We start from the raw sequence: 18,424 nt of genomic DNA, 5'->3' as shown, positions 1-18,424 counted from the left end.
TCCACCCATAGGATGATGAATCAAAACAATGAGGTGATTAACATGTTCTGGTGTCTGAGAACATTCCCGCGCAACCTCAGGACCCTGATAGGCCACTAACTCTGGCCCGACATCACAAGGTCACGAGGCTCCTTGCTACCGCAATCGCACTCACTATCCTCACTATCGCCCAAATCAATCCAACAAATGACTGGTTCCCATTAGGGTCCCTCTCTCAATACTCCTACGGCCGCCCCTTGGACTCTCCCACAAGAGCGGTACGAATCATGGCCACCACACAAACAGGTGACGAAATACGTGTCCCTCTGAACCAACAAGGTGTGGGCATCGGGCGCGCTGAAATCGAAGGTCAACTCGACCGTATTCTCGCTGACCCCTCCATGCTTGAAGGAATAGCACGCGCCTGGGGTGGGCTCCACCCGCACCGCCCAGCTTTTATCGAACTACGACTTGAACGCACAACAAGTTATGTCGAAAATGGCGTACCCACTGGCCAAGTCGACGTCGAAGAATTAACAACCTGGACCGTTCAGGGCACATATGGATCAGGCTCAGGAGACGCATCATGATAAAAAAGTTCCTCCGATGGGCGTTCGCTCCGGTACCGTTGGCTCGCGTTGCGGTCTTCCGCGTCATTATTTACAGCTTCATCATCTGGGATATTTTTACGTTGACCAACGACGTCATCCCACACGGATACGCCCCCGAGTTTTATGACCCTCTGTGGATAGGCCGCTGGCTCCCCTTCCCAGAACCCACTGTTCTTGGCGCCATCATCATGCAATGGGCGCTCGTGGTGAGCTGCATCGTTGCGGCATCCGGTTTCTTTTCACGCACCTCTGGGTGGGCCGTGGCCATCCTCTTTCTTGCCTGGATGGAAAACTCTCAAGGATTCTCCTACGTCTCCCACGACCACATGGCCCTGATGGTCACCACCTGGGTATTGCCCACAGTTGGGCGAGCAGGTTTCCGTGACCTTCGAGTGTCCGAAGCAGCGGGGTGGGCGCTGCGGATCACCCAATTCGCCACAGTGGTGACCTATTTTGGCTCAGTGTTCGCAAAAATCGCGTCAAATGGGTACTCCTTTATCGCCTGGCCGAACAGTTCAGTATTTACCTGGGCGTTCATGCGCCGTGGTAGCGAACTGGTGACCTGGACACTGGCCTACCCGTGGTTGCTGAAGACCGCGCAGTGGGGGCTGTACATTATTGAGATTCTGTCCATTGCTGTCTTCTGGTTGCGTGGCAAATGGCAATACGCATTCATCTCTTTGTTCTTCGTTTTCCACTTAGCGACCTACCTCGCTCTTGGTATTCACTTCCTCCCCACAGTGGTGTGTTGGTTGGCGTTCTTCCCCCTCGAACGCATCGCCACTGGTGTTGCATTGCTCTGGGGAAAGATTCGCCACCGCACCGGGAATACCGCAAACGCAGTGTCACCAAATACGCCTACGGTTGAACCTGTTGAGGTTGAATCCGGTAAATAGCATGGCGTATTCATCGGTGTGGGGGGCTGCTTACTGGGCAGCCCCCCACACCTATATGCCTGATAGTTCCGCACCCCACAGCGCTAGTTTTCTCAATTCTCATCCGCGTCGTGTTGTGTCGCACTAAGTGGTGCTGAACTTATGCGCCGGTAATGGTTCCACGGTGGTCAGGAGCAAGAGAAGGGCGGCGTTTAACACCAAACACGTTCTTTAACACTCGCTCAGCCGCATACATACCACTGAGCCCGTGCACCCCTGGACCGGGTGGGGTGGATGCTGAACACAGGTATGCACCGGGCACACCCAATGAGTATGGGTCAGCGGCTAGAGTTGGCCGGGCAAACATCTGCCACAGGGTGGCAGCGCCGCTGGCGATATCTCCATCAATGTAGTTCGCATTGTGCTCACTCATCCGGTGAGCAGGAACCGCCTGGGAAGCAACAATGGTGTCGCGGAAGCCTGGCGCAAAGCGTTCAATCTGACGTGTTACCACCTCAGTGGGGTCTTCCTGCGACCCAGCGGGCACGTGAGCATACGCCCACAAGGGGCGTTTCCCTGACACGATGCGCGTCTCATCGACGACGGTCGGGTCGCTGACCAGCGTAGCTGGTTCTTGAGAGAAGACTCCCTTCGCGACGAGGCGTTCAGCGGCAACCATATCCGCGCGCGTCCCTCCGACGTGGATGGTCCCTGCCCCACGCATCCGCGGGTCACGCCATGGCACTGGGTCGCTGATGACAAAGTCAACTTTTGCGGCTGCGTTGCCGTAGCGGAATTTCTGGAGCGCTCGTTGCAATTTCTCAGGGATGCGTTGCCCCAAAATGGTCAGCGCCGCACGGGGGGTGGTGTCAAAGAGGTATGCGCGGGCGGGGGGAAGATCGTGTTGCGTGCGCACAGGCGTATTGGGGACGACAACGCCGCCGTGAGCGATGAGGTCGGCGACCATTGCATCAATAATGCTTTGGGAGCCGCCGCGCGGGATTGGCCACCCGTGTGAGTGAGCTAGCGAGCCCAGCATAAGTGCCGTCCCTGCGCCTGCGAGGGAGGGCAAGGGGGATATTGCGTGTGCTGCGACCCCGGTCAGCAATGCTGGTGCGGCGTCACCGGTGAATCGTGCGCCCCACAGACGGGTTCCTTGTTCCAGAACTGAGATTCCAAAAGCGCCTGCCCCCACAATGTTTTTGAGCATGGCTGGGGTGATACTGCGTTTGTCGCTGAGCGCTGCAGCGATGACACCGTCTGGCCGGCGAGCCAACGGCCCCAGCAGGTTCAACCATGCTTGGCCGTCATCGCCCAACTCGTGGGCGGTCCGTTGGATGCTGCGGTAGGCCACTGCCGCGGGGCCATGATCGAGCGGCTGAGCGTATTGCACATCTGGTTCAAGGAGGTCCACTCCGCGAGCAGCGAGATCGAACTCGGCAAAAAATGGTGAGGCCACAGCCATCGGGTGCACTGCCGAGCAGATGTCGTGCTTGGTCCCGAAGCCTAAGTTGAGGTCAGCTGTTCGGGCCCCGCCACCAAGTGTTGGCTGTTCCTCAAGGACTGCTACTCGTAGCCCGGCACGGGCGAGGATAATCGCTGCGGCAAGTCCGTTTGGGCCACTGCCAACAATCACTGCATCGAATTCAGCTGTCACGTCATACCACTTCTAGAAGCTTTGGGCGGTTTACCCCGAGTATGTCAGGAACCTGCGTGTGGCACCTGTTTGATGACAGAGGCTAGCGAATCACTACCGAGATGTCGGCGCGTAGCGCTTCAACCTCTTGCAAGTTCGTGATGCCAAGGACTTCACCAACGCGTTCAGCGTTCGCAAGGTTGTCCGCACCAAGGTAGTAGATCAACGATCCGGTGGGTGGGTCACCTTCGAAGTTGGCTGCTTCCACACTGGTGAAACCATCGTTTTGCAACTTGCTGGCAAATTCGCCTGCCTGCCCAGCAACTGCGCCGGCATTAAGCACGCGAATGGAAACTGAACGATCTACTTCAGCAGCAGGTTCCTCCTCGGCGGGCTCTTCTTCTGCTGGTTCTTCGTCAGCAGGTTCCTCATCGGCCGGCTCTTCTTCTGCTGGTTCTTCGTCAGCCGGCTCTTCCTCTGCTGGTTCTTCATCGGCTGTACTACTACTAGCAGCCTCAGAGAGAGCCTCAGTTACCCGTGAGTTTGGGTTCTGAGTGAAGAAATAAATCGCACCTACACCCAGCGCGGCGCACAGCACCACGGTAAGAAGGAACGGCCACAGTTTTTGCCACGGCGACCGTGGGGTGCGGTGTACGCCCGGGTGAACGGCCCCGTTGGGGACGGGGTCGAATTCGTCTCGGGGGTAGTTGGATCCTCGCTTACTCACCTGCCTAGACTATCTGTTCAGCCACGGATGACAAGTAATTGTGAGCCGTTCGGCGTGTAGAAGGACCCCGCCCCATCACTACGCCCCCGCTATAGATAGCAGTCGACGTACCGTCATTGGGGCATACTGGGCTGCTTGCGGGTTACGCAGTAAATGCGTCAGCACTTGGTAATACGCAGTGACCGATAGACCAAATTCCTGGGCGATTGCTTCTTCTTTTGCTGCAGCACGGCGCCACGGCCGTGCTTCAAAGTCGAGGATGCGCATCTCACGCTCACTCAACTGCCCAGGGCGGTCATTGGCATCGTGCATTGTGATCCTGTTCTGTCATGGTTACCAGCCTTGCCCTCCATTATCTCGCGGGCACAAAGCCACTTCGCGCTCTGTGACAAAGGTGGTGGATATCTTGACCAAGAAGGGCAAGAATAGGGCACGTGACTGCCGCAGAGACCCTGAACACCTCAAAACCATCGTCTGATCCACTCCCTCGTTGGGAATCGTATGTCGCCATCGGCGACTCTTTTAGTGAAGGCCTGTGGGACATCGCCCCACAGAACCCAGACATCTGCCGAGGATGGGCTGACCTCCTCGCACTCACGATGTCCACCCGGCGCATCGCTGCTGGCGAAACACCGATGTCGTATGCCAACCTCGCTATCCGAGGGCGGCTCATTGGCCCCATCATTGACGAGCAACTGCCTGAAGCACTGTCCATGAAACCTCAACTCATCTCCATCATCGGTGGAGGCAACGACATTTTGCGCCCTGCCGTTGATGTTGATCGTATTGCCGCTCGCCTCGACAAAGCAGTCGTTAGAGCTCGCGCCACAGGAGCCGATGTGCTTCTGGCCACGGGTGGAGATTTTGGTGGCCGCGGCTCCTTAGCGTTCACGCGCTCTCGCACTGCTGTGTTCAACTCCCACATTTGGTCTATCGCTCAACGTCGCGGCGCCTACGTCATGGACATGTGGGGCAACCGCACAATCTCAGACCCCCGTTTTTGGGCTGAAGACCGTATTCACCTGACAACACAAGGCCACCAGCGTGTAGCTGACATGGCGTTAGTTGGGTTGGGACTGCGACCAGAAAACCCTCGTTTTGCTGAACCTCTTGGTCCACGTGTCCCTGTGCAGCCACGTGACCGGGCACGAGAAAATATTCTGTGGGCCCGCGAACATGTGGGGCCGTGGATCAAACGGCGCCTTACCGGAACCTCTACAGGTGACCAACGTGTAGCCAAGTACCCCACGTTAGAAACAATCGAGTAGCACAAGCGGCTCTTCCCCTCACACAGCCAGGGGAGCCACCGCAACGAAGAACAAAAAGGCCCCACAGCATGCTGTGGGGCCTTTACTGAGCCGCTTGTCGGATTTGAACCGACGACCGCTCGCTTACAAGGCGAGTGCTCTACCACTGAGCTAAAGCGGCACGCGTTTCCGTGTGGAAGAACGCGAGATTCATCGTACACGAGAGAACGCTGCCGTGAAAAATCGGCTGCTTCTCACTGGAGTATTGCACACCGATTCCGCGGAAACCTGCCTTGGTTTGTTCCTGACAGCAACAAGCCAAGGCAGGCTTCACTGGTCAACTTATTCTGCCGCTCCACCCACGGGTTCTGCGGAAGAAATAGCCTCACGCAGCAGGTTCGGGTCAGTCCAGTTCACCGTGGAGTATTCGTCGTTGATGAAGACTGCTGGCGTGCCGAAGCCACCATCAGCATTTCTCAATGATTCATCAGACAACGTGATCGATGACGCTGCCTTGATGAATCGGACGTAGTCACCATCAAGCATCTTGTCGATGTGTTCCTGCGGAACACCTACAGTTTCTGCATGTGCACGGAGTTGGTCATCGGATTGACCAGTTTGGGAGTAGTTCGCGAACGCTTGGTAGGCAAAGTCCAGTGCGTGCTCTGGGGAGTTCTCCGCAATGTAAAAGAAGGCGCTTCCAATAGTCTCTGAATATTGCGAACCGAGGATCGCAATGGGGTGCAGGCGCATCGCGAACTCGCCGGAGTTTGCTGCTTCCTTCATCCATTCACCGTTGGTCATTTCGAAATCAGCACAGTGGGTGCACATGAAGTCAAGGTAGACGTCAACGACGGGCACACCCGCGGGGGTTTCAGAGGTGAGTTCCCCGTTGAACACGGTGATTGCCCCGTCTTCTGGGCTTGCCACGCTGGGCACAGCAACGTCATCGGGGAACTCGGTCACGTTCGCAACGTCACTTTGTTGTTGGGAGAGGATCCAGTAGCCGATACCGACGACAAGACCAACACCCAAAATAACCGAAATCAAAACGATGAGTCGGGACCGGCGCTCTCTCGCTTCTTGTTCTTGCTGGATTTTCATAGCACGCTGACGTGCCTCTTCACGGCGGTCAGTACTTTTTGCTGGTGGGTTGGGTGATGACATCGGTCAGCTTTCGGTTCGGACACTACGCGGCGCATGCAGTGTGACTGAGTGGTGTGCGGCCATTGTCCCCACAGAGCGTAGTGAGTGACAACCCGCAGATGCCGGTAATCGTAATGGGATTTTCTGGAGGTTCACTGAAGATCTACCCACATCTGACTGAATACGTCAGCCAAAACTTGGCGGTTCGGGTAACGGCGCCCAGTCAATACCCGCTCCAGAAGCCATCACTATGGCTGCGAAACCAATGATTGTCAGGGCGATAAGAACAAAAACCACGGTACCGAACTGCTGTGGAATGAGCGCTTTGAGGATCTCTCGTTGGCCTTGGCGAGTTAGTCGAGACACCGGCCCCCACCAACTCATGGCGAGGGCAATTGCTACAGCCACTGCGATAACGGCTTGGTACACCCACTGTGGTTGTTCACCGCCTGACCCAACAACGATCATTGCTGTATCAATGAACCACCACAGTCCCCCACCGAACACCAGCACACAGCTCAACGCGACAGCCAGGTTTGGGATTAGTCCCAGTAATGAGCGCAGCACGAGGATTGGAGATTTACCAATCAGTACTGCTTTTTCGTGACGGGTCGCGCCTCTCGCTTCTCGTCGGGCGTGGAATGAGTCCCAACACACGCCCGCAGTGCGCATCACAATGAGGGCAAGAATCCAGATCACTGCGGTCCAACCAGGGTTGATTACTCCCCAAGCTAAGAATGCCAGTGAAATCGCGATGGTCACCCCAGGGCGTGGCGCAAGGCGCGGGCGGTTATACATTTCTGGTTGCGGAGGCGGCGCGAATGGTGCGTCATTGGTGCCGTATGCCTGCGGAAACCCTTGGCCTGGTGCACTAGGCGGCGAATCTGAACTGGGTGCAAACGATGGTGGTGGTGGAGCATATGGGTCAGCCTGCGGTGCAGGAGTTTGCGGGATTACCTCTGTGCGTTGACCCGCATCTGGCCAGGGTTGTGGCTGGTGTGAGGGAGGCGGGTAGGAGGGATGCTGGGGTTCGTTAGCTGTCTCTTGCACAGGAAACGGAGTGGTGAAAGTTCGCGTGCCACCGTCGTTGGTTTGGTATGCGTCCATCACCTCGGTGGCTTCGCCGTATTCCTGGGGAGACAGAATTTGAGTGTTACCGCCGTTGTCCCCTGGACCAATTATTTGGGTTTCATCAGTACCCATAGGGGAGGTAGCTGACGATGCGCTCCCTCGCCGCGGGGCAGGTTGAGTGAAGCCGGTTGGTCCCGCAGCAAATGCGGCCAACTGCTGCTGATCTAGCACCTCTGTGGCGTTGACGTCAGGGTCAGGCTCTGTGAAGTACTCGTCTGGTGGGGTGGTTGCTGCGCTTTCCAGTTCGTCAAGGACTTCATCTGGTGCCCACCGATGTTCGGGGGACACTGCAAGCGCCCCGCGCAGTGCCCACGCGATGCGTTTATCCAGGCCGTTGACGTCTGCTTTGCCAGCCATTGCCCTAGCGATGACACTTTGAAAGGATCCTTCACCAAAAGGTAGGCGACCTGTAGCAGCGAAGGCGAGAACCGCTCCCCATCCCCACAGGTCGCTGTTGGCGGAGGGCGAATGGCCATTTACCAACTCAGGGGCAAGGTATCCCGGGGTTCCCATGACGAGCCCTGTGCGGGTGAGTCGGTGATCCTCAAGCCCGTGTGCCAGTCCGAAGTCGATAAGTACTGGGCCATCGTGGGACATGATGATGTTGTTGGGTTTCATGTCTCGGTGAATGACACCAGCCTCGTGCACAGCATTGAGCGCATCGTAAAGGCGTTCTGCGGTTTCGTGGAGTTCTTGGGAGCGAAGAGGGCCGTGATCTGCGACGTAGCTATCGAGAGTTGGCCCGTCAATAAGCTCGTAGACGATGAACATTTCATCTTCGTCCATCTCGACATCCAGCATCGCCGCAACCGCTGGGTGCTTTACTTTTCGCAGAGACGCAGCTTCTCGCGCTACTCGTTGCCGTAACTCGTCCTTGGCAAGCTGGTCTGTCCGCAGTAGTTTGAACGCTACGGGCGTCCCACCTCCGTCTACTGCGCGGTACACCACGCCCATTGCACCAGCCCCCAGTGGGTTCACAATGGTGTAACCACCGATTTGGGTGCCAGGTTCCAGTCCGATTCGCTCCATGCCTTAACGTTATGCGCTCATGTGTGAAATTTCCCTGCTCACCAAGCGAAAATACTGCGATCTCGGTACAGTACATGTGGATATAGGAGTTGGTAAAGCATGAGTAAAGCTGGATTTGACTTTGTCGTTGTTTCGAACCGCCTGCCCGTGGACATGCAAGAAGATGCCTCTGGCGAGATTTCTTGGACACGGTCACCCGGCGGTTTGGTCACCGCTTTAGACCCTGTGATGAAAGGCGCCGAAGGCGCGTGGGTGGGCTGGAGTGGAGCCCCCGATTTTGCCCCTGAACCATTCGATGCAGATGGCACTTTCCTTGTTCCTGTGCCGTTAAGCGCTGAAGAAATCTCGGAATACTACGAGGGATTTTCGAACGATACCCTCTGGCCGCTGTACCACGATGTGATCACTCCACCGGCATATCATCGTGCATGGTTCGACGTGTATGAGACGGTTAACGAACGCTTCGCACAGGCTGCTGTTGAGCAGGCCGCCGAAGGCGCAACCATCTGGATTCACGACTACCAACTGCAACTTGTGCCTGCGATGATTCGCCAACTACGACCAGACGTCAAGGTGGGTTATTTTCATCACATTCCATTCCCGCCGTTTGAGCTGTTCCAACAACTGCCATGGCGCCGCCAGGTCATTGATGGACTCCTCGGCGCGGATGTTGTGGGATTCCAGCGCCGCTCTGACGCAACAAACTTCATGAACTGCGTGCGCCGCCTCACCGCTGTGAAGCCACGCAGCAATATTTTCTCCGTTCACGCCCACAACGGGACCCGGCGTCTCGTCAAGGCCGCAGCTTTCCCTATTTCGATTGACTCGCAATCGTTCAGTCGGCTGGCACACAGCGAAGAAGTCAAAAAGCGCGCGGAAGAAATCCGTGCTGACCTCGGTGATCCTGACGTCATCATGCTGGGCGTCGATCGTCTTGACTACACCAAGGGCATCCGCCACCGCATCAAGGCTTACGGCGAACTCCTGGAAGATGGTCGGGTTGACGCCGCCAGCACCACCCTCATTCAAGTGGCCAGCCCCAGCCGCGAAAACGTGACTGCGTACCAGGATCTACGCCAACAAGTTGAAATTCTGGTGGGTCGTATCAACGGTGAATACGGCGAAATCGGCCACTCCACCATCCACTATTTGCACCACTCCTACCCTCAAGAGGAAATGGCTGCGCTGTACCTAGCCGCTGACGTCATGCTCGTCACGTCACTGCGTGATGGCATGAACCTCGTGGCAAAAGAGTACGTTGCGGCACGCTACGACCTCGGTGGGGCACTAGTCCTGTCCGAATTCACCGGTGCGGCTGACGAACTTGGCGGGGCAATCATGGTGAATCCACACGACATCGCCGGCTTAAAACAAGCAATTGTTGATGCTGCCAACATGCCGGCTGCTGAAGCACGCCGCCGCATGCGTCGACTACGCCGCAAGGTGATGCAAGACGATGTCAATAAGTGGGCGCAAGCGTTCATCGCTTCGCTTGACGAGATGGGCCAACGCAACGAAACAAACGGCTCATATGCGCCCTCCATTAGCTCAGCTGCAGAACCCGTTGAACCCGTCGCACGCCCAGTTGGAGCCTCCGTATGACCCAAAGTACTGACGCTGCACTCCACCCAGACCTCGCATCGGCTCTCGATGCGTTTCTTGCCAGCGACGGCCCCCTCATTGTCGCGTCAGACTTTGATGGGGTCCTCGCACCGCTGGTTGACGACCCTGAAGCATCGCGCATGCTGGAACCCAGTGCCCAAGCACTGTCACGCATCGGCGCTGCCCCACACATCACAGTGGCGCTTGTGTCAGGGCGAACTATCGCTGACCTGTACCGGTTGGGGCAGCCCGGGGCTGGAACCACTCTGATCGGCACGCACGGGGCTCAACGCGGCCACGTCACCACTGCAGGGGAACTTGAACACGACGATTCCAGTCTCGCCCCTGAAGCTCAAGCTCGCCTTGAGGCACTGGAAGACTTCGCGGAAGCTCTTGCTGCGACAACACGTGGCGCATGGATTGAACACAAACCAACAGCCATCGTCTTACACACTCGCTTGGCTGACGCCCATGAAGCGCAGCGCATCAATGATGCGCTGCGCAACTACGCCAGCGACGCCCGCCTTCATGCCATGAAGGGCCACAACGTCGTTGAAGTGTCTGTCCTGTCAGTGACAAAGGGAGAGGCCGTTGTTGCATTGCGCAACGAGTTAAGTGCGGCGGCGGTGCTGTACCTCGGAGACGATGTCACCGACGAAACAGTATTTGCCACCCAATCGGCTCCTGATGTCTCTGTAAAGGTAGGCACAGGCGATACCGCTGCTGACTACCGAGTGGAATCACCCCAGGCCGTAGCATTCCTCCTCCAGCACATTGCTGATAGAGTGAACCCGAACCGCTGACGATGTGGCATGCGGCACAGGCTGCATGCCTCTACGATGTCCCGTGACTTGTCACCCGGACTCACCATCACCACGGATCAACAACTGAACACGAGTGTCAACGCGGACATGTCCACACGCAGAAGCTTGCGGATGCGACGCGTGCGCACCCATCACAACGGATCGTCCGGCACGTACCTGCCGGTGAAGGGATGTAGCACATCATGGCTACTGTCACATATGACCACGCCAGCCGGATTTACCCGGGCACAGAGCGTCCAGCTGTCGACCAGCTGAACCTGCACATCGAAGACGGCGAATTCCTCGTCCTCGTGGGCCCATCAGGCTGTGGTAAGTCCACCTCCCTGCGTATGCTCGCAGGTCTTGAGGACGTCAACCAGGGCCGCATTATGATCGGCGACCGTGACGTCACCGATGTTCAGCCCAAGGACCGCGACATCGCGATGGTTTTCCAGAACTACGCGCTGTACCCACACATGACGGTTGCCGACAACATGGGCTTCGCCCTGAAGATTGCTGGCACACCTAAGGAAGAAATCCGCAAGCGCGTCGAAGAGGCCGCAAAGATCCTCGACCTCAGCCAGTACCTTGACCGCAAGCCAAAGGCTCTTTCCGGTGGTCAGCGTCAGCGTGTTGCTATGGGCCGTGCGATCGTTCGTCAGCCACAGGTGTTCCTCATGGATGAGCCACTGTCCAACCTTGACGCTAAGCTCCGCGTTCAGACCCGTACACAGATCGCGTCGCTGCAGCGCCGCCTCGGTGTGACAACCGTCTACGTGACCCACGACCAGACCGAAGCTCTCACCATGGGTGACCGTATCGCGGTCCTCAAGGATGGTTTGCTCCAGCAGGTTGGCACCCCTCGTGAAATGTACGACACCCCCAACAACGTCTTCGTTGCTGGCTTCATTGGCTCCCCTGCCATGAACCTAGGAACCTACAAGATCGACAACGGTGTAGCGCAGATCGGTGAAACCCGCCTGCCCATCACCCGCGATGCTGTTGCTGGCCTCACTGACGCTGACAATGGTCAAATCACCATTGGTTTCCGCCCTGAGTCCTTGGACATCGTTTCAGCTGCTGAGCCTGCTGCACTGGCAGTTCAGGTCAACATTGTTGAAGAGCTTGGCTCAGACGCATACGTGTACGGCACCCTGAAGACCGGTGAAGGCGAGCAGGACGTTATCGTCCGCGTGAACCCACGTTCCGCTCCAGACAAGGGCGAATTCATCAACGTAGCCATCAAGCCAGGCCACGAACACGTCTTCTCCCCAAGCACAGGTGCGCGTCTCGCAACCATCTGATTCCTTGAGAATCAGCAACACTGAACGATGAGTGGTGGGTAGGCCCCAATAACGGGCCTACCCACCTTTCTTGTCGGTGAGCATCAGCGCCGTAGAATGATCGTGACCTCAACTGACCGGGAGACACCGTGCAACACACCCTCCAAATCACCGCCGCGAAACCCGACCCGGCGCTGCTAAGCCTGCCGTGGGATATTCCGTTGGAGGATTGGCCAACTGAGGTTCTCGCAGCTCTTCCTCGTGGTATTTCACGCCACGTGGTGCGCTTTGTGAAACTGGGCGATCAGGTGATAGCGGTCAAAGAAATCGGAGAAACAGTCGCTTTTTCCGAGTACGAACTACTACGTCAACTATCTCGAACGGATGTTCCTTCCGTTGAACCAGTTGGCGTCATCACGGGGCGCAAAGACAAAAACGGAGAGCGCCTCGAAGCGGTGCTCATCACAAGACACCTCGCTTTTTCGCTCCCCTACCGTTCGCTGTTCAGTCAAAACCTGCAACCAGACACAGCAACCCGCCTCATTGACGCGCTCACCGTGTTGATGGTGCGCCTGCACCTCATCGGGTTTTATTGGGGTGACGTGTCACTGTCGAACACTCTGTTTCGCCGTGACGCGGAAACCTTCGCCGCATGGCTGGTGGACGCAGAAACTGGGCAACTCCACCCCCAACTCTCGAACGGTCAGCGCAACTATGACATTGAGTTGGCGCGCACCAACATCATTGGTGAGTTGATGGACCTGCAAGCTGGCGAGTTCCTCGATGAAGAGGAAGACGTCATCGAGATTGGTAACCAACTACTTCGCCGCTACCACGAGTTGTGGGATGCCCTGCATGATGTGGAAACCTTTGACGCTGAAGAAACATGGCGTGTAGCAACACACATCGAATATTTGAACTCGCTAGGCTTCGACATTGACGAGTTAGAAATGACTACGGACATCGACGGCACAACAGTGATGATCCAACCGAAAGTTGTGGATGCCGGTCACCACTCACGCCGTCTGATGCACCTGACGGGGTTGGATGTTCAAGAAAACCAGGCCCGCCGTCTACTCAATGACCTCGAATCGTACCGAGCAGCAACTGAACGTCAGAACGATGAGATTGAGTTTGTTGCCCACGACTGGCTTGCAGGGGTTTTTGAACCAACTATTCGGGCGGTTCCCCGCGAACTGCGAAAGAAGCTTGAACCCGCGCAACTGTTCCACGAAATCCTCGACCACCGGTGGTTCATCGCAGAGCAGCAGCAACGCGATATTCCCATGAGTGAAGTGGTGGAATCCTACGTGGACAATGTGTTGCGCAACCGACCTGACGAGCAGGCTATCCTCGGGCTACTGCCCGAGGAAGCCCACTTGCAAGACTGATCTCAGTCAGTCGCTGATGCTGCGGCTTCTGCTGCGGCATCAGCGCGGATTCCAGCAATCTCGTACAGGGAGATGCCGGCAGCAACTGATGCGTTGAGGGACTCAACTGCCGCGGTGATGGGGATGGAAACAATGGCGTCGCAGGTGTCCCGCACGAGACGTGAAAGTCCCTTACCTTCTGACCCCACAACAATGACAAGAGGATCGGCGCCGAAAGGTAAGTCGCGCACAGAGGCTTCAGCGTCACCGTCGAGTCCCACCACAAAGCAGCCAGACTTTTTGAGGCTCTCTAGTGCACGCACAAGGTTCGTCACCTTGGCAACGGGTACCCGAGCGGCAGCACCGGCTGACACTTTCCACGCTGAGGCTGTCACACCGGCAGCACGGCGTTCGGGAACAATCACACCGTGAGCACCGAAAGCGCCTCCGGCTCGTAGAATTGCGCCAAGGTTTCGTGGGTCTGTCACAGAGTCCAATGCGATCAGTAGTGGCGCTTGATCTTTCGCTGCGGCCTCGTCAAGGAGGTCATCAACTTCGCGGTACTCATATGCGGGGACGCCCATCGCCACGCCTTGGTGAACGGAACCATCAGTGAGGGTGTCGAGTTCTGGGCGTGTTGCTTCAACGAGTGGGATGCCGCGTTCTGCGGCGATTTCCATGATTTCGCGGGTGCGATCATCGTGGTCGATTCGGTTCGCGATGTAGAGGCGTTCTGCGGGCATGTTTGTGCGCAACGCTTCGAGGACAGCGTTACGTCCAGCCACGATTTCGTGGGCGCGCGAACCGGCCCGGTTTGTGCGTGCGCGGGTTGCGCGGCGCGCACGAGCTGCTTCTAGGCGGTCGTGTGCTTCTTTGCGTTTACCTGCTGGGTGCCAGGTGCGTTCATCGGCTTTTGGTGTTGCGCCACGTCCCTCTAGGCCGCGGCGGCGGTTTCCACCGGAGCCTTTTACTTGGCCTTTTTTGGTGGTGTCTTTACGGATAGCGCCTCGACGCTGGGAGTTTCCTGCCATGGGTGTCTTCTCTCGTGGTGTCTGGAGGCGCGGTCAGTTGAGTGACCAGCGTGCCCCGTGTGGGGAGTCTTCTACGATAATTCCGGCTGCTGCGAGGGCGTCGCGAATGGCATCGGAGGTTGCCCAGTTTTTGTCAGCACGCGCCTGGGCGCGCTGATCGAGTTGTCCTTGCACAAGGGCGGCAAGGGCTGTGGTTTCACGGGCGTCTCCACAGTCTTGCTGCCAGTTTGCTGGGTCTAGTCCCAGTATGTCGAGCATTGCTCGGACGACAAGTACTTCATTGAGTGCATGGTCTGTGTCGCGTTCTGCGAGCGCGGTGTTTGCTGCTTTGACGTGCTCGTAGATCACTGCGAGCCCTTGGGCGACGTTGAGGTCGTCGTTGAGGGCGGTGGTGAATGGTGCGGGTAGTTCGATGTTGTGGATGTCGCCGGTGACTGCTTCGCCGAGGAGTTCAACGGCTCGGGTGTAGAGTCCGGTGAATTTGTCCCATGCGGCGTGGGCGTCGGTGACTGATTGGTCAGTCCATTCCAGCATGGATCGGTAGTGCACTGAGGCTAGTGCGAAGCGCAGGACGGCTGCTGGTGCTGTGGTCAGCACTTCGGTGACGAGCAGCCCGTTGCCCAATGATTTGGACATTTTTGCGCCGCTTTGGGTGACCCAGGCTGAGTGCATCCAGTGGTTGGCGAATCCGTGTCCGGCGGCTCGGGATTGGGCTTGTTCGTTTTCGTGGTGTGGGAATCGCAGGTCGAGTCCTCCGCCGTGGATGTCGAACTCGTCGCCGAGGTATCGCCGGGCCATTGCTGAGCATTCGAGGTGCCAGCCGGGGCGTCCGCTGCCGTATGGGGTGTTCCATGAGGCGGTGTCGGGCTCTCCGGGTTTGGGCGCTTTCCACAGTGCGAAGTCGCGGGGGTCGCGTTTGTTGCTGTCGGCGAGGTCTTGGGCGGACAGCACGGTTTCGTCGATGTGTTGGTTGGTCAGGACGCCGTAGTCGGGCCAGGATCGGGTGTCGAAGTAGACGTTGCCTTCGGAGGCGACGTAGGCGTGGCCTCGCTCGATCAGGGTGGTCATGAGGTCGATCATGTCCATCATGTGCCCGGTGGCGCGGGGTTCGTAGGTGGGGGGTAGGTTGCCTAACACGTCGTAGGCGTGGGTGAAGAGGCGTTCGTTGTGTGCGGCCCAGGCCCACCAGGGCATTGCGGCGTCAGCAGACTTGGCGAGGATTTTGTCGTCAATGTCTGTGACGTTGCGAATGTAGGTCACGTTGTAGTTGCTGCGGCGGAGCCAGCGCACCAGTACGTCGAAGGCGACAGCTGATCGCATGTGTCCGATGTGTGGCGCGGACTGGACGGTGGCACCACAGACGTACACCCCAACACAGCCCGCCTGGCGGGGTGTGAAGTCGCGGATGTCTCGAGTTGCGGTGTCATAGAGCCGTAGAGTCACGTGTGCCAGTCTACCGGCTTGTCTGGTAAGCATCCGCATGGGTGATGACACACTCACCTGCGGGTTGATTGTTCGATTGTTGGGCTTGTGGTGAGCAGGTGGCACGCTTGGTCATCTTGCTGGTGGCAAGCACGATGCCCGCGCCAGCAGGGGTGGGCACGGGCATCGGCGTTGTGGGTGCAATAGGCGTTATAACTGGGAGGCGAGTTCAGCCTCATGCACGGTGGTGTGGATGGTGGTGGTGAGTGCGTCACTGGATTGCACGGTGTGTGGCTCTCCCACCAAGGTGATGCTGGTGTGCTGCCTGGCGGGTTGTGCACTGTTGCCTGTCCACAGGTGGAATTCGCCAGGTTCCACGATGCGTTGCATCGCTGCGTTGGTAAAGGACAGCAGGGTTGGTGGCACGGTGAACGTCACGGTCGCTTGTTGACCTGGGTGCAGTTCGACCCGGGTGAACCCGATGAGTTGCGCTACGGGGCGGGTTACGCTGCCGATGACATCGCGGGCGTAGAGGTGAACAACCTCTTGGCCAGTTTTGTCTCCCGTGTTGGTGACGTCCACGGTGACGGTTAAACCGTCCTTGGGGGTGGTCCCGGCAACGTTGGGGGTGCTGTGCTCGAACGTGGTGTAGGACAGCCCAAACCCGAAGGGGCGTACGGGCTGGGTGGACAGGTTTGTCACGTCGGAGTCGCCGCCGAGGCGCGGGTGGAGGTAGGTGTACGGTTGGGCGCCGGTGGATCGCGGCAGTGATACGGGTAGGCGTCCGGAGGGGTTGATTCTCCCGGAAAGCACGCCGGTTACTGCCGCTGCTCCTTCTTCACCGGGGAAGAACGCTTGCACAACAGCACCGGCTTGTTCCAGGGCCCACCCCACCACATAGGGTCGGCCGGTGAGTAGAACAATGATGACGGGTTTACCGGTCGCAAGCACCGCTTCAGCGAGTTGGCGTTGTACGCCAGGTAGTTCCAAACTGTCGCGGTCGCACCCTTCTCCGACCGTTCCACGCCCGAAGAGTCCAGCTTGGTCTCCCAACACCAAGACGGTGAGGTCACTGTCCCCCGCTAATGCTGTTGCCTCGGCGAACCCGCTGGTGTCGTCATCTTCGATGCCGCACCCGGGGGTGTGGGAAATGGTGGCCCCAGGGAACTCTGTAGCAAGCGCATCGTGCAGGGTTGGTACCTCGATGCCGGTGTCATAGCCCTCTTGGATGGACAACACATGGTTGACAAAGGAGTAGCATCCGAACATCGCTGAGATGCGGTCAGCGTTGGGGCCTATTACTGCGAGCCGCTGCGGGGTGTGGGTCAGTGGCAGCACCCCGGAGTTGGACAGCAATACGACGGACTCTTCAGCGAGTTGGCGGGCCACTGCCCGGTGTTCCGCTGAGTCGAGAGTGATGTTTGTTGGTGGTTCCTCGTCAAAAGTTTCGTCGAGCAACCCAAGTTCGGCTTTTTGGGTCAGGGCACGCAAAACTGCACGGTCTACCAGCGCTTCGTCGATGCGCCCTTCTACAATGCCCTGGCGTAGTGGCGCCAAGTAGGCGTCACCGGTAGGTAGTTCGATGTCCACCCCAGCGGTGAGCGCCTGGTGTGCCGCATCTTCCAGAGACGAGGCCGTGTGGTGCAGCCGGTTGAGGAACGCCACCCCAAAGTAGTCGGCAACAACCACCCCATCAAAACCCCACTGGTCACGGAGCAGGTCAGTGAGGTAGTGCGGGTTCGCGGCCACAGGAATACCGTCAATTTCGGTGTAGGCATGCATGACGCTGCGCACACCACCGTCACGGATTGCCATCTCAAACGGAGGGAGGAGAACATCGGCGATTTCTCGAGGACCCGCATGAACGGGACCGAAGTTCCGCCCAGATTGCGAAGCGGAATACCCCACAAAGTGTTTCAACGTGGCGTGAATACCTTGTGATTGCAGTCCCTGAACGTACGCGGTGCCAATTGTTCCCACCGTGTAGGGGTCCTCAGCGATGCACTCTTCGACGCGCCCCCAGCGGGGGTCACGAACCACGTCCAGCACCGGGGCGAGCCCCTGGTGGATTCCCAATTGGCGCATCGACTCACCAATGAGTGCACCCATGCGCTGCACCAGTGGGGCGTTAAACGATGCGCCCCACGCCAAGGGGGTGGGGAATGTCGCTGCTTGCCACGCAGACAGCCCGGTCAGGCACTCCTCGTGGACTAGCATCGGTATTCCTAACCGGGTTTCTCGCACGATGCGCCGCTGCTCATTCCACAACCATGCGGCCCGTTCAGCCGGGTCCACGGGGCGAGTGCCGTACACACGGGTCAGGTGCCCTAACCCGCGTGTGGTGGCTGCGGTGAAGGTGGTTGGGCCTTCAAATTCGCCTTGTAGCGGCGCCACCGCTTCGCCATCGCCTTTATCCCAAAAACCCACAATTTGCGCGAGCTTTTCGTCAAGGGTCATCTGGCTGAGAAGGTGTTGTGCGCGCTGGTTCTGCGCGTGGCGCGCAGTGTTGTCTGTCATGTCTGCTCCAAATTC

15 protein-coding genes and 1 tRNA gene are annotated in these 18,424 nt (G+C 57.9%); 7 read left to right on the top strand and 9 right to left on the bottom strand.

The window, feature by feature from the left end; genetic code table 11:
* Positions 1-50: 50 nt before the first annotated feature.
* Positions 51-569: a hypothetical protein gene (locus G538_RS17200; RefSeq protein WP_051196551.1), complete on the top strand. Its 519-nt coding sequence runs from the start codon at positions 51-53 to the stop codon at positions 567-569.
* Complete coding sequence (locus G538_RS14900) at positions 566-1,486, top strand: hypothetical protein (protein ID WP_051196550.1); 921 nt, start codon at positions 566-568, stop codon at positions 1,484-1,486. The genes G538_RS17200 and G538_RS14900 overlap by 4 nt, the downstream gene beginning before the upstream one ends.
* Positions 1,487-1,625: 139 nt before the next feature.
* Here the strand turns inward: G538_RS14900 and G538_RS0103565 are convergent, their stop codons facing one another.
* From G538_RS0103565 to G538_RS14895, 3 genes are all read right to left on the bottom strand, one after another.
* Entirely contained in the window at positions 1,626-3,122 is a 1,497-nt protein-coding gene (locus G538_RS0103565; protein ID WP_029068234.1) for a phytoene desaturase family protein, read from the bottom strand.
* Positions 3,123-3,204: 82 nt separating this feature from the next.
* On the bottom strand, positions 3,205-3,828 hold the full coding sequence (locus G538_RS0103560; protein ID WP_029068233.1) for a LytR C-terminal domain-containing protein: 624 nt from the start codon (positions 3,826-3,828) through the stop codon (positions 3,205-3,207).
* Between the two features lie 78 nt (positions 3,829-3,906).
* On the bottom strand, positions 3,907-4,140 hold the full coding sequence (locus G538_RS14895) for a DUF3263 domain-containing protein (RefSeq protein WP_051196549.1): 234 nt from the start codon (positions 4,138-4,140) through the stop codon (positions 3,907-3,909).
* A 122-nt stretch (positions 4,141-4,262) separates the two neighbouring features.
* Here G538_RS14895 and G538_RS0103550 point away from each other — a divergent pair, with 122 nt between their 5' ends.
* On the top strand, positions 4,263-5,096 hold the full coding sequence (locus G538_RS0103550; protein ID WP_169514087.1) for an SGNH/GDSL hydrolase family protein: 834 nt from the start codon (positions 4,263-4,265) through the stop codon (positions 5,094-5,096).
* Between the two features lie 88 nt (positions 5,097-5,184).
* Here G538_RS0103550 and G538_RS0103545 read toward each other — a convergent pair.
* From G538_RS0103545 to G538_RS0103535, 3 genes are all read right to left on the bottom strand, one after another.
* Positions 5,185-5,256, bottom strand: a tRNA-Thr gene (locus tag G538_RS0103545).
* 161 nt (positions 5,257-5,417) lie between these two features.
* Positions 5,418-6,242 carry a DsbA family protein gene (locus G538_RS0103540; RefSeq protein WP_029068231.1) on the bottom strand — a complete coding sequence of 275 codons (825 nt, stop codon included), beginning with the start codon at positions 6,240-6,242 and terminating at the stop codon, positions 5,418-5,420.
* A gap of 165 nt (positions 6,243-6,407) precedes the next feature.
* Positions 6,408-8,381 (bottom strand): serine/threonine-protein kinase, encoded by a 1,974-nt coding sequence (locus G538_RS0103535; protein WP_029068230.1) that lies wholly within the window; start codon positions 8,379-8,381, stop codon positions 6,408-6,410.
* Positions 8,382-8,480: 99 nt separating this feature from the next.
* Here G538_RS0103535 and G538_RS0103530 point away from each other — a divergent pair, with 99 nt between their 5' ends.
* The 4 genes from G538_RS0103530 (at position 8,481) to G538_RS0103515 (ending at position 13,460) form a co-directional block, all read left to right on the top strand.
* A complete protein-coding gene (locus G538_RS0103530; RefSeq protein ID WP_029068229.1) occupies positions 8,481-9,983 on the top strand; it encodes an alpha,alpha-trehalose-phosphate synthase (UDP-forming) in 1,503 nt (500 codons plus the stop codon).
* Positions 9,980-10,786, top strand: a complete 807-nt coding sequence (otsB, locus tag G538_RS0103525) for a trehalose-phosphatase (RefSeq protein ID WP_029068228.1) — start codon at positions 9,980-9,982, stop codon at positions 10,784-10,786. Before G538_RS0103530 ends, otsB begins: the two co-directional genes overlap by 4 nt.
* A gap of 203 nt (positions 10,787-10,989) precedes the next feature.
* Positions 10,990-12,090 carry an ABC transporter ATP-binding protein gene (locus G538_RS0103520; RefSeq protein ID WP_029068227.1) on the top strand — a complete coding sequence of 367 codons (1,101 nt, stop codon included), beginning with the start codon at positions 10,990-10,992 and terminating at the stop codon, positions 12,088-12,090.
* Between the two features lie 128 nt (positions 12,091-12,218).
* Positions 12,219-13,460, top strand: coding sequence for a DUF4032 domain-containing protein (locus tag G538_RS0103515; RefSeq protein ID WP_029068226.1), 1,242 nt, complete (start codon positions 12,219-12,221; stop codon positions 13,458-13,460).
* Positions 13,461-13,462: 2 nt separating this feature from the next.
* Here the strand turns inward: G538_RS0103515 and rlmB are convergent, their stop codons facing one another.
* The 3 genes from rlmB to G538_RS0103500 all read right to left on the bottom strand — a co-directional run bounded on the left by rlmB (position 13,463) and on the right by G538_RS0103500 (position 18,409).
* Positions 13,463-14,470 (bottom strand): 23S rRNA (guanosine(2251)-2'-O)-methyltransferase RlmB, encoded by a 1,008-nt coding sequence (rlmB, locus tag G538_RS0103510; RefSeq protein WP_029068225.1) that lies wholly within the window; start codon positions 14,468-14,470, stop codon positions 13,463-13,465.
* 33 nt (positions 14,471-14,503) lie between these two features.
* Positions 14,504-15,913, bottom strand: coding sequence for a cysteine--tRNA ligase (gene cysS, locus G538_RS0103505; protein WP_029068224.1), 1,410 nt, complete (start codon positions 15,911-15,913; stop codon positions 14,504-14,506).
* Positions 15,914-16,102: 189 nt separating this feature from the next.
* Complete coding sequence (locus tag G538_RS0103500; protein ID WP_029068223.1) at positions 16,103-18,409, bottom strand: beta-xylosidase/alpha-l-arabinosidase; 2,307 nt, start codon at positions 18,407-18,409, stop codon at positions 16,103-16,105.
* Positions 18,410-18,424 lie beyond the last annotated feature (15 nt).

The sequence above is a fragment of the Jonesia quinghaiensis DSM 15701 genome (assembly GCF_000423205.1).
GTDB classification, from domain to species: Bacteria; Actinomycetota; Actinomycetes; order Actinomycetales; family Cellulomonadaceae; genus Jonesia; species Jonesia quinghaiensis.
This window is presented reverse-complemented; position numbering and strand designations above follow the sequence as displayed.